The organism is Nocardia rhamnosiphila NBRC 108938, assembly GCF_000720425.1.
Lineage (GTDB): Bacteria > Actinomycetota > Actinomycetes > Mycobacteriales > Mycobacteriaceae > Nocardia > Nocardia rhamnosiphila.
Window position 1 is genome coordinate 350404 of record NZ_JOAJ01000002.1, and the last position, 15188, is coordinate 365591.

The 15188-nt window shown below is 69.4% G+C and carries 16 protein-coding genes; 10 read left to right on the forward strand and 6 right to left on the reverse strand.

The window, feature by feature from the left end; genetic code table 11:
- Positions 1 to 35: 35 nt before the first annotated feature.
- On the forward strand, positions 36 to 290 hold the full coding sequence (locus tag IG75_RS0110450) for a hypothetical protein (protein WP_030521005.1): 255 nt from the start codon (positions 36 to 38) through the stop codon (positions 288 to 290).
- A 57-nt stretch (positions 291 to 347) separates the two neighbouring features.
- Here IG75_RS0110450 and IG75_RS0110455 read toward each other — a convergent pair whose 3' ends face one another.
- Positions 348 to 1628, reverse strand: a complete 1281-nt coding sequence (locus tag IG75_RS0110455) for a CaiB/BaiF CoA transferase family protein (protein WP_081876782.1) — start codon at positions 1626 to 1628, stop codon at positions 348 to 350.
- Entirely contained in the window at positions 1625 to 3094 is a 1470-nt protein-coding gene (locus tag IG75_RS0110460; protein WP_030521007.1) for an aldehyde dehydrogenase family protein, read from the reverse strand. Before IG75_RS0110460 ends, IG75_RS0110455 begins: the two co-directional genes overlap by 4 nt.
- A gap of 234 nt (positions 3095 to 3328) precedes the next feature.
- Between IG75_RS0110460 and IG75_RS0110465 the strand changes: the two genes are divergently transcribed.
- The 8 genes from IG75_RS0110465 to IG75_RS0110500 all read left to right on the forward strand — a co-directional run bounded on the left by IG75_RS0110465 (position 3329) and on the right by IG75_RS0110500 (position 10642).
- A complete protein-coding gene (locus IG75_RS0110465; RefSeq protein ID WP_030521008.1) occupies positions 3329 to 4036 on the forward strand; it encodes an SDR family NAD(P)-dependent oxidoreductase in 708 nt (235 codons plus the stop codon).
- Positions 4037 to 4081: 45 nt separating this feature from the next.
- The gene (locus IG75_RS0110470; RefSeq protein WP_030521009.1) at positions 4082 to 4276 is read left to right on the forward strand and encodes a ferredoxin; all 195 of its coding nucleotides are present in this window, start codon (positions 4082 to 4084) and stop codon (positions 4274 to 4276) included.
- A gap of 15 nt (positions 4277 to 4291) precedes the next feature.
- Positions 4292 to 5644, forward strand: coding sequence for a cytochrome P450 (locus tag IG75_RS0110475; protein WP_030521010.1), 1353 nt, complete (start codon positions 4292 to 4294; stop codon positions 5642 to 5644).
- Between the two features lie 117 nt (positions 5645 to 5761).
- A complete protein-coding gene (locus IG75_RS0110480; RefSeq protein WP_051714468.1) occupies positions 5762 to 7447 on the forward strand; it encodes a thiolase C-terminal domain-containing protein in 1686 nt (561 codons plus the stop codon).
- Between the two features lie 16 nt (positions 7448 to 7463).
- Positions 7464 to 8435: an alpha/beta hydrolase gene (locus tag IG75_RS0110485; RefSeq protein ID WP_245713300.1), complete on the forward strand. Its 972-nt coding sequence runs from the start codon at positions 7464 to 7466 to the stop codon at positions 8433 to 8435.
- A 4-nt stretch (positions 8436 to 8439) separates the two neighbouring features.
- Positions 8440 to 8961: a DoxX family protein gene (locus tag IG75_RS0110490; RefSeq protein ID WP_030521013.1), complete on the forward strand. Its 522-nt coding sequence runs from the start codon at positions 8440 to 8442 to the stop codon at positions 8959 to 8961.
- A 21-nt stretch (positions 8962 to 8982) separates the two neighbouring features.
- The gene (locus tag IG75_RS0110495; RefSeq protein ID WP_030521014.1) at positions 8983 to 9822 is read left to right on the forward strand and encodes an NAD(P)-dependent oxidoreductase; all 840 of its coding nucleotides are present in this window, start codon (positions 8983 to 8985) and stop codon (positions 9820 to 9822) included.
- 19 nt (positions 9823 to 9841) lie between these two features.
- Positions 9842 to 10642, forward strand: coding sequence for an NAD(P)-dependent oxidoreductase (locus tag IG75_RS0110500; protein ID WP_030521015.1), 801 nt, complete (start codon positions 9842 to 9844; stop codon positions 10640 to 10642).
- A gap of 194 nt (positions 10643 to 10836) precedes the next feature.
- On the opposite strand, the gene IG75_RS0110505 is transcribed toward IG75_RS0110500, so the two are convergent.
- Entirely contained in the window at positions 10837 to 11439 is a 603-nt protein-coding gene (locus IG75_RS0110505) for a TIGR03086 family metal-binding protein (protein ID WP_030521016.1), read from the reverse strand.
- A gap of 69 nt (positions 11440 to 11508) precedes the next feature.
- Between IG75_RS0110505 and IG75_RS0110510 the strand changes: the two genes are divergently transcribed.
- Positions 11509 to 11961: a MarR family winged helix-turn-helix transcriptional regulator gene (locus IG75_RS0110510; protein ID WP_030521017.1), complete on the forward strand. Its 453-nt coding sequence runs from the start codon at positions 11509 to 11511 to the stop codon at positions 11959 to 11961.
- A gap of 162 nt (positions 11962 to 12123) precedes the next feature.
- On the opposite strand, the gene IG75_RS0110515 is transcribed toward IG75_RS0110510, so the two are convergent.
- The 3 genes from IG75_RS0110515 to IG75_RS0110525 are packed head-to-tail and all read right to left on the reverse strand — an operon-like array spanning position 12124 to position 15175.
- Positions 12124 to 12981 carry an SDR family NAD(P)-dependent oxidoreductase gene (locus tag IG75_RS0110515; protein ID WP_030521018.1) on the reverse strand — a complete coding sequence of 286 codons (858 nt, stop codon included), beginning with the start codon at positions 12979 to 12981 and terminating at the stop codon, positions 12124 to 12126.
- A 13-nt stretch (positions 12982 to 12994) separates the two neighbouring features.
- Positions 12995 to 13912: an LLM class F420-dependent oxidoreductase gene (locus IG75_RS0110520; RefSeq protein ID WP_030521019.1), complete on the reverse strand. Its 918-nt coding sequence runs from the start codon at positions 13910 to 13912 to the stop codon at positions 12995 to 12997.
- 33 nt (positions 13913 to 13945) lie between these two features.
- Positions 13946 to 15175, reverse strand: coding sequence for an acyl-CoA dehydrogenase family protein (locus IG75_RS0110525; RefSeq protein WP_030521020.1), 1230 nt, complete (start codon positions 15173 to 15175; stop codon positions 13946 to 13948).
- Between the last annotated feature and the right edge of the window lie 13 nt (positions 15176 to 15188).

The window sequence follows — 15188 nt, forward strand, 5'->3', positions numbered from 1 at the left end:
TCAGCGATTCATCCTTCCCGCTGAAAGAAGCCTCGATGAAAACCCTGTCCATCCTGGGCACCGCCGCCCTCGCCGCCGCGTCGTTCGGCCTGATGGCAGCCGCGCCGGCCGGCGCCGCACCGGCCGGATGCCACGCCTCCTACGACCCCTGCGTACCCATCACCAGTGATGTCGACTGCGCCGGCGGCAGCGGTAACGGGCCCGCCTACACCGGGCGAGTGCGGGTGATCGGACCCGACGAGTACGACCTGGATCGCGACGGCAACGGAATCGGCTGCGAGAGTAGCTGAACGGACGCGCAGTGGCGCCGGCACCCTCGAGGTGCCGGCGCCACTGCGTGCGATCGGTCAGGCCACCGCGCCGCTGGTCTTCAATTCGATGATCCGCTCCCAGTCCCAGCCGAGCTCGAGCAGAACCTCCTCGGTCTGCGCCGCGAACTCCGGCCCGGGCCGCAACTCGGGAGCCGTGACATCGAACTGCACCGGACTGGAGACCAGTTCGAGCTCTCCGGCCGGGAGAATGTATTCGTTGGACCTGATCTGCTCGTCCTGTCCCACCTGGTGCGAGTCCTGGACCGGGGCCCAGGGGCCCTTGAGTGTCGCGAATTTCTTCGTCCACTCGGCCAGCGTCCGCTGCGCGATGGCCTCGCGCAGGATCTCGACCCCGGCCGCGGTATTGGCGGCGATCTGCGCCGCGTCGGCGAAGCGGGGATCCTCGGCCAGCTCCGGGCGGTCGATGTGGTGGCAGACGTCGGCCCAGAACTTACCGGGCTGCAGCATGACGAACGACAGATAGCGGTCGTCGGCCGTGCGGTAGAGGCCTGACAGTGGGTTCGCCATCGCGCCGTGGGTCCCGGGCGGAGGTGCCAGCATGGGTTCACCCTGATACGCCGACAGCGCGACCGTATGCCCCAGCGACCAGAGTCCGCTGCCCAGCAGCGAGACATCCACGACGGACGGTTCCCCGGTGCGCTCCCGCTTCAGCAACGCCGCGGCGATTCCGCCGGCCAGGTTCGTCCCGGAGATAGTGTCGCCGAAGGCCGGACCGGGCGGCTGGATCATCCCGTCGGTGCCCTCCGGGGTGATGGTGGCGGCCACACCGCCGCGACACCAGAAGGCGGTCATGTCGTAGCCGCCGCGATCGGACTCCTGGCCTCGCGGTCCCAGCGCGCTACCCCGGGCGTAGACGATCTTCGGGTTCACCGCGCGGATATCGTCGACGTCGATCCCGAACTTCGCCCGGGCCGAGGGCAGGAAACTGGTGAGGAACACATCCGCGCGTCGCGCCAGTTCGTGGATGACCTCGCGGCCCCCGGGGTTCGACATATCCACGCCGATACTGCGTTTCCCACGGTTGGCGTGCTCGATGTTCGGGTTCGGGTCGCCCTCGACCTTGAACTTGCCGATCTGGCGCAGCCCCCGCTGCGGATCGCCGGTGACCGCGTGCTCGACCTTGATCACGTTCGCGCCCCAGTCGGCGAGCACCGCGCCCGCCGAGGGGACGAACCCGTACATGGCGACCTCGAGGACCGTGATCCCCTCCAGCGGCCTGCTCCTGTGCCCATCCGGCACGAGCGAGGGCCCTGCGTGGTCACGCTCCGCTGCCGCCTCCGGGCCTGACTCGCTCATGCCGAAACCACCTCCGCGAGGGTCTTGCGCTCCATGAACTCCTCCATGCCCACGACGCCCATCTCCCGCCCGACACCGGACTGTTTGTAGCCGCCGAACGGCGCGTCCGGATGGAAGTAGTTGCCACCGTTGATGCTGAAGGTGCCGGTGCGGATCCGGCGGGCCACCCCCCGCGCCCGCTCCGCGTCGGCGCCGAAGACGCCGCCGGACAGGCCGTAGATGGAGTTGTTGGCGATCCGCACGGCGTCGTCGATATCGTCGTAGGGGATCAGCGCGAGGACCGGGCCGAACACCTCCTCCTGCGCGATCTCGCTGTCGGGGTCGACATTCGCCAGCAGGGTCGGCTTGTAGAAGTACCCCGGATCGACCTTCTCGCCGCCGGCCACCAGAGTGGCCCCCGCGGCGACCGCCCGCTCCACCAGGCCGTGCACCTTGTCGCGCTGGCGTTCACTGATCAGCGGGCCCATATAGTTCTTCGGGTCGGCCGGGTCGCCGTAGGTGATGTTGGCGAGGTTGGCGGCCACCAGTTCGGCCACCTTGTCGTGGTCGGCGCGGGGTACCAGCAGGCGGGTGGTGATCGCACAGCCCTGGCCGGCATGCGAGCAGATGCTGAACGCGGCGAACATGGCGCCCAGGTTGTAGTCGGCGTCGTCGAGCAGGATGGCCGCGGATTTTCCACCGAGCTCGAGGAAGACCTTCTTGAGGGTGGCGCTGGCGGCGGCCATGATCTTGCGACCGACCGGGGTGGAGCCGGTGAAGGACACCACGTCGACGTCGGGATGCGTGGTCATCCGTTCCCCGACGGCCACATCGGAGCCCGCGAGGATGTTCACCACCCCGGCGGGGATATCGGTGTGGTTCGCGATGAGCTCACCCAGTGCCAGCGTGATGAGCGGGGTGTCGGGGGCGCCCTTGAGCACCACCGTGCAGCCCGCGGCCAGCGCCGGCGCGAGTTTGGCGAATGCCAGCTGGTAGGGATAGTTGTACGCGGCGATGGCGGCGACGACGCCCGCGCCCTCCTTCTCCACCCAGCGCTGGTGCTGCGCACCGCGGATCTCAACCGGGCCGAGGTCCTCGGTCCAGGTGTAGTCCTTCAGCACGCCCGCGTAGTACTTGACGATCTCGAACGGGGTCTCGAGCTGGTTACCCTTGGTGAGGATGTAGCTCGCGCCGACCTCGGCGATCATCAGGGCGCGCAGGTCCTCCACATTGTCCTGCAGCGCCTGGTAGAGCTGTTCCAGGCAGCGCGCGCGGAATGCGTGGTTCGTCGACCAATCGGTGGTGTCGAACGCACGACGGGCGGCGGCCACCGCGGCGTCGACTTCGGCGACACCGGCCTCGGGCGCGTGGCCGACCACTTCCCCGTTCGCGGGGTTGAGTGAGGCCAGGGTCGCCCCGGTCTCGACCAGCTGCCCGTCGATGAGCAACCGCTGGGTGGCAGTCACCGCCTCTTCCTGCGTTGACATCCTGCCTCCTCGAAAGATTATGAAAATTGCATTCTCGTTTGAGGAGAATAGTACATTTGGCAAGGGTGGTCCGGCTGACGATTCGGCGAGCTGGAGCAATCCGAAACATCCGCAGGTCGACCGCCCGCACGCGGCTCCCGCCGATCTTGCGGAGACGAACTGTACGAGAGTACGGTTCTCCATAATCGGAATGCATATTCTTGCGTCGGTGGGCGCGGGAGAGGAGAGGCAGGCGTGAAAACCGCAGTTGTCACCGGCGGCGCCTCGGGCATCGGACTGGCCATCGCGCAGCGGCTGCGCAGCGACGGATTCCATGTCGCCGCCCTGGACCGCAACGCCGCCGCGGAGGACGATTCCGCCTACCGGGCCGATGTGACCGATCCGGACAGCATCGCCGAAGCACTCGGAGCCGTCCGCGAGAAGCTCGGCCCGGTCACCGTTCTGGTGAATGCGGCCGGAGTCGACGGATTCAAACGGTTCCAGAACATCGACTTCGCGGAATGGCAGCGGGTCATCGAGGTGAACCTGCACGGCGTCTTCCACACCATCCAGGCGGTACTGCCGGATATGATCGAGGCCGGCTGGGGCCGCATTGTGAACATCTCCTCGTCGAGCGCACAGTCGGGTCAGCCGTTCATGTCCCACTACGTATCGTCGAAATCCGCGGTCAACGGACTCACCAAATCCCTTGCGCTGGAATTGGGTCCCTCGGGTATCACGGTGAACGCGGTACCCCCGGGCTTCATCGACACCCCCATGCTGCGCCGCTCCGAGGAACGCCGGTTGCTCGGCGGCACCGTCGAGGACCATATTCAGCGCACCCCCGTGCGGCGCGTCGGCAAGCCCGAGGACATTGCCGCCACCTGCGCTTTCCTGATCTCCGAGGAGGCCGGCTATATCACCGGCCAGATCATCGGCGTCAACGGCGGACGCAACACCTGACAGCCACAGGAATCCGCCCACCGCATCCGAAGGGAAGTGACAACCGTGAAGGTCCATGTCGATCAGGAACGCTGCCAGGGGCACACCCTGTGCTCGATGATCGCCCCGAAAGCGTTCGAACTCAGTGAAATCGACGGGCATTCCTCGCCGGTCGACGAAAATGTAGCCCACGACCAAGAGGACCAGGTGCGCGAAGCGGTGCACTCCTGCCCCGAGCGCGCCATCTCGCTCACCGAGTAGTACGAGGGGCACCCGATGTCCGCCACCGAACCCACCGACCGCCTGCATCCCCGGCTCGATTTCGACCGCTACGGGCCCGCCTACCGGGAATCGTTCCAGGCGATCACCGAGCATATGCACCGGCAGTGCCCGATCGCCTGGACCGACCGCCACGACGGTTACTGGGTGGCCGCGGGAAACCGGGAGGTCTTCGAACTCGCCCGGTGCCCCTACGTCTCCAACGACCGTGACGTCGACGGCGTGCGGCGCGGATATCAGGGCATCACCATCCCCTCCACCAACCAGGCCGCCATCCGCAACGGCATCCTGGAGATGGACGACCCCGAGCACCGTGAACTGCGGGCCGTGCTCAACCCGTATCTGTCGCCCGCCGCGGTACAGCGGTGGATCCCGTTCGTCGACGAACTGGTCCGCGCCGCGCTCGACGAGAAGATCGCCACGGGCCGCATCGATTTCGTCGACGACCTGGCCAATATCGTGCCCGCCGTCCTGACCCTGGCCATGCTGGGGGTACCGCTGCGCAACTGGGCGGTCTACAGCGAGCCCGCGCACGCGACGGTGTACACCCCGCCCGACTCGCCGGAGTTCGAGCGGGTACACCGGATGCACCAGGAGATGGGCCTGGACCTCTACACCAATCTCACCGAGATCCGGGCGAATCCCCGGCCCGGCCTCATCCACGCGCTCGCGACCGAGGCGACACTGGGCGGGGAGCCCCTGTCCGATATCGAGATCCTCGGCATGCTCGGCCTGTTGATCGGCGGAGGTTTCGACACCACCACCGCACTCACCGCGCATTCGCTGGAGTGGCTGTCCGAGCATCCGGGCGAACGGGAAACGCTCAGCCGGGAACGGGACCAGCTGCTGGACTCGGCGACCGAGGAGTTCCTGCGCTACTTCACGCCGGCGCCCGGCGACGGCCGCACCGTGAACACCGATGTCGAAGTGGCCGGCGCGCGGTTCGCCGAAGGTGAACGACTGTGGTTGTCCTGGGCCATGGCCAACCGTGACCCGGCCGTGTTCGAGCACCCCGATACGGTCGTGCTGGACCGTAAGGGGAACCGGCACTTCAGTTTCGGATTGGGCATCCACCGGTGTATCGGATCGAATGTGGCCCGGGCGGTGTACAAGCGGATGCTGGTCGCGGTGCTGGATCGGCTACCGGACTTCCGGTGCATCCCGGAGGAGGCCGTGCACTACGAGACCATCGCGGTGATCCAGGGCATGCGGCACCTGCCGGCCACATTCACCCCCGGGGAACCGCTCGGTCCCGGGCTCACCGAGACACTCGCGAAACTGCAGACCGTCTGCGACGAACAGCGGCTCGCCGAGCCGGTGACAGTCCGCAAGGACGCGGCGCAGATCTGACGCAGAACAGCACAACGTAATTCCGGCCCCCGGACGGGCGACCGCCCGGGGTGGAACACCGGACGTGGTCGCCACCGGCGGCACCGGGCCCCGGTACCGACGCCACGAGGAGGCGATATGTCATCGACGACCGGCGACGAACCGGCACCCCGATCGGGGCGACCACTACCGCTGCTGTCCCTGGACACCGAGTTCTTCTGGACGTCGGGCGCCGACGGGAACCTCCGCATCCAGGAGTGCCGGGCGTGTTCGGCACTGATCCATCCGCCGCAGCCTATCTGCCGCTACTGCCGAGGACGCGAGCTGGCGCCCCGGATCGTGTCGGGTACCGCGATCCTCGCGTCGTTCACCGTCAACCACCGCTTCGCGCTACCGGGTCTCCCGCCGCCGTACGTGGTGGCGACGGTGGCGCTGGACGACGATCCGCGGGTGCGGCTGACCACCAATATCGTCGACTGCGATCCCGGCGAGCTCACCCTGGGTATGCGGCTGGAGGTGGTGTTCCGGCAGGACGGCGATGTGTGGCTGCCACTGTTCCGGCCCGCCGCGCAACAGCCCGGCCCGGCACCGCTGCCGGTGGACGAGATACCCGCGGATCAGTTCGGGCGGCACGTGACGACGATGCGGCGCCGCGACAAGTTCGAGGACAGCGTCGCGCTCACCGGGATCGGGATGTCGCGAATCGGGCGGCGGCTCATGCGGCCGCCACTGGAACTGACCGTCGACGCCTGCCAGCAGGCGATCGCCGACGCGGGCCTGGGCCTCGACGATATCGACGGACTGTCCTCGTATCCGGGCGGCGGTAATCTCGGCGGATTCGGGGAAGGCGGCGTCACCGCGCTGGAGTCCGCGCTCGGTATCCGGCCCACCTGGCACAACGGCGGGATAGAGACCTTCGGGCCCGGCGGGTCGGTCATCGCGGCCATGCTCGCGGTGCACGCGGGTCTGGCCACCCATGTGCTGTGTTTCCGCACGGTCTGGGAAGCCACGTTCAACGAGTTGATGAAGCGGGGCACGATCCCCGCGGCCGGCGGCGGCCGCACCGCGAGCTGGATGCATCCGTTCGGCTCCACCTCGGCCGCGCATACGCTGGCGCAGAAGGCGCAGCGGCATTTCCACGACTACGGCACCACCCGCGAAACCCTCGGCTGGATAGCGCTGAACCAGCGCGCGAACGCCGCGCTGAATCCGAGCGCGGTGTACCGGGATCCGCTGACGATGGACGACTATCTGAACGCCCGCCCGATCACCACACCGTTCGGCCTCTACGACTGCGATGTCCCGTGCGACGGCGCCGTCGCGGTGATCGTCTCGGCCCGGGAGGCCGCCGCCGATCTACCCGGCCCCGCCATCCGGGTGGAGGCGGTGGGCACCCAGATCGTCGAGCGGATCGAATGGGATCAGAGCACGCTCACCCACGAACCCCAGGTTCTCGGCCCCGCCGCCCATCTGTGGACCCGCACCGAGCTGCGGCCCGAGGATGTGGATGTCGCCGAGCTGTACGACGGGTTCACCATCAACTGCCTGTCCTGGATCGAAGCGCTCGGTTTCTGCAAGATCGGCGAGGCCAAGGATTTTTTGGACGGCGGCCGGAACATCGCCCGCGACGGCGTGCTGCCGCTGAACACCCACGGCGGCCAGCTCTCGCACGGCCGCACCCACGGGATGGGGCTGATGCACGAGGCGATCGTGCAATTACGCGGGACCGCCGGGGCGCGGCAGGTGCCCGGCGCGAAGGTGGCGGTGGTGTCCAGCGGGGGTCTCACCCCGGGCGGCGCGGTCCTGTTGCGGAGCGAATCCTGATGGCCCGGGGTGCGTGGTGACACTGACCGGATTCGAGCCGGCCCCGGCCGAGTCCACCGGCCCGTTGCCGGTGGTCGCCGAAGTACCCGAAGTCGACAGGATCCCGGTCTCCGGACTGCTGGCCGAGGTGGCCGACCCACGGGCGGTCGTGGTCGCCCTGCACGGCGGCGCCGTGGACTCCCGGTACTTCGACTGCCCCGGACACCCGGAGTACTCGCTGCTGCGCACCGGGCAGCGGCTCGGCTACACCGTGCTCGCGCTGGACCGCCCCGGGTTCGGCAGTTCGGCCCCGCACGCCCGGCTCCTGGACCCACCGCAGCGCCGGGTGGACCTCGTCTACGGCGCCGTCGACGCACTCCTGGACGGCTTGCCGCGCGGCGCGGGCGTCTTCCTGCTCGCGCATTCGGCGGGTTGCGAACTCGCGGTCCGGATGGCGGCCGCCGACCGCGGCGCCGACCTGCTCGGACTCGAACTCGCCGGCACTGGACGCCGGCACCAGCAGGCCGCGCAGGACCTGCTCTGGGGCGCCGACCGGATCGCCGGCCGGCGGCCGCGTGGGGTGGGGCGGCTGATCTGGGAACCGTCCCGGCTGTATCCCGACGACGTCCTGGGCGGCAGTACCGTGTCCGCGCAGGGCTCGCACCTGGAGTCGCGGGCGCTGCACGACTGGGCCGCGCGGGAATTCCTCGGCCTCGCCCCCGATATCGGTGTTCCGGTGCGATACAGCCTGGGTGAATACGAACGGGTGTGGCGAAACGATCCCGCGGAGATGGTCGCGGTGGGCGGTTTGTTCACCCGGTCGCCACGGGTTGTACTGAACCGGATGCCCAATACCGGTCACAACGTCGGCCTCGGCCGGACCGCACCGGCCTACCACCTCACCGTGCTGGCCTTTGCCGAGGAGTGCATCATCGCCCGCGGGACCGGAGAATTCTCCGGCCCCGCCCTGCAATTCGACGGCGGCGCGGCGGCGCGGCCGGAAAGGTAGCCGAATGGACGTCACCGATATCGCACTGCTGCTGCTCCGCCTGGTCGTGGGCGGCACCATGATCGCCCACGGGATCAACCACTGGATCGGGGGCGGCAAGATCGCCGGCACCGCAGGCTGGTTCAGCGGCCTCGGGTTACGCCACGGCGTACTGCAGGCCTGGTTCAGTGTGATCACCGAGATCGGCGCGGGGGCGCTGCTGGTCGTCGGGCTGCTCACCCCGCTGGCCGCCGCGGCGGTGATCTCGGTGATGCTGGTCGCCGCCCTGCTCGCGCACCGGAAGAACGGCTTCTTCGTGTTCAAGGACGGCTACGAGTACGTCCTGGTCCTCGCGGTCGTCTCGCTGGCGCTCGGGATTCTCGGACCCGGATGGCTGTCGGTGGACCACGCCGCCGGGATCGAGCTCACCGGCTGGGGCGGCGGCGCCGTCGCGCTGGGGGTCGGTGTCATCGCCACCGCCGGTCTGCTGGCGGTCTTCTGGCGACCGGCCACCCCGGAAACGGAGTCGGCGGCCGCCGACTCCTGAGCTGCGCGAGAGAGGAACACCATGCGCGTCGGATTCATCGGACTGGGTAGTCAGGGCGGGCCCATGGCCCGCCGTATCGTCGAGGCCGGGTACCGGACCACCCTGTGGGCACGCCGCCCCGTCACCACCGAACCGTATGCCGATACCGCGGCGAAAGTCGCCGCGACTCCCGCGGAACTCGCCGCCGACAGCGATCTGGTGTGTCTGTGCGTGGTCGGTGACGCCGATGTGCGCGAAGTCCTCGAACGCGCGGACGGCGTCCTGGCGGGATTCGCCGCCTCCGCGGCCGGGCGCGACACGGCACCGGTGATCGCGATCCACAGCACGGTCCACCCCGACACCTGTCGGGAACTGGCCGAAATCGCCGCCACACAGGGCGTTTCGCTCATCGACGCACCGGTCAGCGGTGGGGCCCCCGCGGTCGCGGCCGGGCGGCTGCTGGTGATGGCCGGGGGTGACGAGGACACCCTCGCGCGCTGCCGGCCGGTTTTCGAGACCTACGCGGCCCCGATCGTGCATCTGGGCGGTGTCGGCGCCGGGCAGACCACCAAACTGCTCAACAATCTCCTGTTCACCGCGCATATGGCCACCGCGGTCAGCACCTTGGAACTGGGCGCCCGGCTGGGCGTCAGCCCCGAGCGGCTCGGCGAAGTGATCGGCAACGGCAGCGGCAACAGTTTCGCGCTCGGCCGCATCCTGGCGGGCGGCGGAAGCCTGGACCAGATCGCCGCGCACGCGGGTGATCTGCTGCGCAAGGACGTCCGGTTGATCAGCGAACTGGCCGACGCCGCACAGATCGTCCCCGGGGTGGTACTCGATACCGCCGACGCCACGCTCGCCCTGATGGGCCGCCCCCGCTGACCGAACGAAGGAGAACCGAGTGCGCATCGGATTCATCGGCGCCGGCCGCATGGGAACCCCCATGATCCGGCGCCTGACGGCCGCCGGGCACAGTGTCCGTGCACTCGGGCGCAATCCCGGCGCCCGGGCCGCGATCACCGCGACCGGCGCCACCGCGACCGGCTCGGTGATCGAGGCCGGACAGGACGCCGAGGCGGTGGTGGTCTGCGTTTTCACCGATCAGCAGGTCCGCGAGGTGTGCCTGGACAGCGGACTGCTCGAGACGATGCCGCCCGGCTCGGTCCTGATTCTGCACACCACCGGCAGCCCCGACACCGCGACGACGATCGCCGCCGACCGGGCCGCTGCCGGACGCCATGTGGTCGACGCCCCGGTGAGCGGGGGTCCGCACAACATCGCCGACGGTTCGCTCACCGTCTTCCTGGGCGGCTCGGCCGACGCGACCGCGCGGGCGCGCCCCGTGCTGGCCGCGTACGCGGATCCGGTCCTGGCGGTCGGGGAACTCGGTAACGGGCAGCGCGTGAAACTCGTCAACAATTCGCTGTTCGCCGCCCAGATCGGCCTGGTCACCGAAGCGGTGCGGCTGGCCGGCGAACTGGGCCTCACCGAAGCCGAGGTCCTTTCCGCACTGCCGCATGCCAGTAGTTCGGGGCGTGCGGTGCTGAGTGTGGCAGCCAAGGGTTCGGTGGCGGCGTTCGCGGACTCGGTGGGCGATTTCCTGCGCAAGGATGTCGCCGTGGTCCGCGAACTCGCCGACCGGCTGGGCAGCGATCTCGGCCTGCTCGACCCCGCCATCCGCGCGGCGGTCGGCTCCGGCTGACTCCGGCATCCCGCTTCGTGCCGAACACCGCCCGCTGCTGCGCCGCCTTGTTGTCGCGGAGGGGTTTCCGGGTACCGCGATGTCGGTGATGGTCGACAGGACGAACGATTGCCTCACCGGCCATTCCGCTGCCGCTCCCCGTTTTCCCCGCCGTCACAGAGCGGTTGGCGCCGAGGGGCCGGCCCGGAGGACTGCTACTCGCTTTTCGGCCAGGCGGGCGAACGACCGAGCAGGCGGAGGATCCGGTCCAGCGGCGCACCCGGGTCGCCACCCGGCAGCGCATGGGCGAAGGGGGACCCGGGCTGCTCGCGTTCCGGGCCGTCGGGGACGGATTCGGCGATACGCAGCACCGGCTCGGCCGTGGCCGCGTCCAGTTCATAGCCCACACCGAGGGCTCGCGCGAGATCCCAGCCGTGGACGACGTAGTCGACCAGGTGGAATCCGAGGGCCTGATGGCCCGGGACCGTGACGTCCGGCCCGAATTCCGGCATCGCGAAGAGGCGTTCCACCGTGCCGGGCTCGGCGAATGCCTGTAGGACCTCGGCCGCGGATTCGGTGTACTCGGCCGGGGTGTGCGGTCCCGGCGGCCGCACCTGCCAGTGGGCGAGGTCGGCGCCGTCACCACGGGCACTGGCGGCGAAGCCGCGATGCTGTGCGGCCATATGCGCCAGCAGGTCGCCCACCGTCCAGCCCGCGCACGGGGTCGGCAGGCCGAGTCGGTCGGGGGTGACGAGTTCTGCGGTGGTCACCGTGGTGAGTACCGCGCGGCGGTCGAGTTCGACGAGGCCTGTGGTCATATCGCAGACCATACGCACCAGCTTATCGTACGTCAATGCGTACTGTTTTCCAGTGGGTAGGTTCTACTCATGGGAACCACGGACCGTCCGGATCTGGCCGCGATGCTCGCGCCGCTGACCCGCACCCTCATCGCCCTGGAACGCCCGATTCTCGAAGCCCACGGGCTGACCATGTGGGCCTACACGGTCCTGATCGCGCTGAGCCGGGGCTCCGCCCGCGGGCAGGGCGTACTCGCCCAGGAGATCGGCGCCGACAAGACCCGGATCATCGCGGTCCTCGACGACCTCCAGGAGCGCGGTCTCATCGAACGCACCCCCGATCCCGCCGACCGCCGGGCCCGGCTGCTGGCGCTGACGCCGGAGGGCCACCGGATCGCGGCCGCGGTACAGGCCGAGATCCAGGCGCGCGAGAACGCACAGATCCTGGAAAATCTGCCCGCCGCCGACCGTCGCGGCTTCCTCAACGCCTTGCGCATCCTGACCGAGCTCCCCCGGGATCCGGCACCGGACGGGAACGACTGACAGCGACCCTCGGCCCTCGCCAGCCGATTGCGGGTGGCCGACCGCCCTGGTCGACCAGAGATACTGTCGCGGCCGGCGGTCGAACCGGACGATCGCACCGGGCGCTGGGCGGGGACACCGGACCGCTCGACTACGACCCGCCCGGCAGGTGCGCCGGTTCGCTCACTGCCCGTCTTCGCTCGCCCGCAATACCCGCAGCGGCGCGTGATTCGCCCAGCCTTCCCGCGGCCAGTTGAACCACCCGGCGGACGCCCACGTACCTCCATCGGGGTGCAGGGTGGTCCCGGTGAGGTAGGCCGACAGGCGGGAAGCCAGGAATACCGCGCACTGCGAGATATCGGTGAGGTGCCCGGCCCGGCCCATGGGGATGGCCACTTTCACGCCTGCCGGGTCGGTCATGGCGTTGTCGCCGGTCCCGATACGCTCCAGATTCGGCGTGGGCACGAAATCGGGGGCGATGTTGTTGACCCGGATCCCGTCGGGGGCCACTTCCACGGCCAGCGTGCGGGCGAACTGTTCCACCGCCGCCTTCGCCGCGGCGTACACCGCGAAACCCGGTGCGGCCCGGTGGGCTTCGATGGTCGTGATATTGATGATGCTGCCCCCGCGGCCCCCCGCGCGCATCCGGGGTACGGCCAGATGGCAGGCGTGCAGGACATGGGTCAGATTGGTGCGCAACAGCGCGTCCCAGCCCTTCGGGCCGGTCTCGGAGAAGGGGGCGCGGAAGGTGCCGCCGACCACATTCACCAGGGTGTCGAGTCGGCCCCATCGGGCGTCGGCGGCCTCGAACAGCGCCGCCAGGACCGCCGGGTCGCGGGCATCACCGTGGTGTAGGACGGCCTCCTGCCCGGCCGGTGACTCCCGCAGTTCCGCGAGCGCCGCGGCATCGAGATCGAGTACCGCCGGACGCACTCCATTGGCGACCAAGTCCGCGACGATCGCCCCGCCCAGACCGCCGGCCCCGCCGGTCACCACCGCCACACTGCCGGCGAGACCGCCACGTTCCTCGAACCAGCCCATCGGTTCCGCCTCCCTAGCCGATGTAGTGCGCGCCGAAGGACGTCAGGAAATCGAAGGTGGCCGCCGGGTCGAGCGGATCGCGCACACCGCCCCGAGTGGAGACGGTGATCCAGTCGACCCCGGCGCGCGCCAATTCGGCGAACGCTTCCCGGTGGGGGCCGGGATCGGCGCCTGGACCGGTGAGCCCGGTATGGCTGTAGGAGTACACCAGGTCGATATGGCCGGTGCGCCCGTTGTCCGCGGCCGCCGCTCGCACGTCGGCGATCTTGCGGGCCAGGTCCGCGATGGTGCCCAGTTCCGGTGTGCGGGCGGTGGTGCTGAGTTCGGCGCCGCCGGACATCGGGATCCAGCCCTGGGCCGCCCGGGCCACCCGGCGCCGGCTCAGCGCCGAATTACCCCCGATCCAGATGGGGATGGGCTGCTGGACCGGGGTCGGGCGGGCCTGCACCTCGCGGGCGCTGAAATGTTTCCCGGTATAGCTGAACGGCTCGCCTTTCCAGTGCAGCGGCAGCACGTCCAGGGCTTCGTCGAACAGGGTGTTGCGCTCCTCGAAATCCACCCCGACCGCGTGGAATTCACCCTTCAGATAGCCGGTACCGATACCCAGGACGGCCCGCCCGCCGGACAGTTTGTCCAGGGTGGCCGCCGCTTTGGCCAGCAGCATCGGGTTCCGGTAGGGCGCCACCGACAGATAGGTGATCAGGCGGATCCGTTCGGTCAGCGCCGCCGCGTACCCCAGTGACACGAAGGGGTCGAGGGTTTGATGGCCGCCGGCCCCCAGCCACCGGGCGCCCGGCGCCGGATGCTCGCTGAGCGAGAATCCGGCGAAGCCGGCTCGCTCGGCCGCGCGCGCGACCTCGCCCAGCGGCCCCGCGTCGAGCACATCGCCTGCCGCGCCGCCGGTTTCGGGATAGTGGAAGATGAAACGCATCGCTACCTCCGTGTCCTCGCTCCGTCTCCGGCGTTACCGTCCACGTTTCACCTCGTTGAACGGCACGTCCCGGTCGGCGGCGTACTCCCGCGGCATCCCGAGCACGCGTTCGCTGATCACATTGCGCGCGATCTCGGTGCTACCGCCCGCCAGACTCCAGGCGGCGCGGAACAGGAAGTCGGTGCCGATGCGCGCGGTGTCCACCGGGTCGCCCGGGGCGTGTGTCGCGGCGGCCGCCCCCGCGACCTTCACCGCCAGATCCGTTTGCAGCCAGGAGTTCTCCGCACTGAACAGGCGCGTGATCGAGCCGGCGGCCGGCGGCAGCTCCCCGGCGAGCACACTGTGGGTGATGTGGTCGATGAGCTGATCGCGCACCACCTGCATGGCCCGCGCCTCGCCGACATCCTCGCGGACCCGGATATCGTCGAGCCGGCCGCCGGCGCGGGCGATATCCAGGAGCGGGGACTCCTCGCCGCCGATATGCGGCCGGGCGCCGCTGAGATAGGGCGAGGTCCCGCCGATGGCCGAACGCTCGTGATAGAGCAGCCGGGACGCCGCCTCCCAGCCGTCGTCGACCCGGCCGATCACGGCTTCGTCGCCCAGCACCACATCGTCGAAGAACTCCTGGCAGAACTCGGTGGATCCGGTAACCTGTTTGATCCGCTGCACGGTCACTCCCGCGGCGTCGATGGGCACCAGGAACATGGTGAGCCCACGGTGCTTGGGCACCTCCCAGTTGGTGCGGGCCAGGCACAACCCGTAGTCCGCCGCGTAGGCGCCCGAACTCCAGATCTTGGAGCCGTTGAGGAGCCAGCGGTCGCCGTCCCGTTCGGCCCGGGTGGTGAGTCCGGCCAGATCCGACCCGCCGCGCGGCTCGGACAGCAACTGCACCAGCACCTCGTCCCCGCGCAGCACCGCGGTCAGATGCTCCCGCTTCTGCTCCTCGGTACCCAGGTCGAGCAGGGTGGCCGCGCAGATGGCGAGGGTCGGCACATTCAGGATCACCGGCATCTCGTAGGCGTAGGACTCCTTGGTGAACGCCTGCTGATGCGCGAGGGTCAGGCCGAGGCCGCCGTACTCCTTCGGAAAGCAGATGCCGGCGAATCCGCCGTCGTGGAGCATCCGCTGTAGTTCCCGCGCCCGGTCCCACTCCTCTTTGCTGTCGGGCGGGCCCTGGTCCGCCGGCGCGGGGGGAAGGTTGGCGCGCAACCAGTCCCGGGCGCGTGCGCGGAACTCGGCTACGGGTTCGGGTTCGGTGGTCATAGCGGTACTGCCT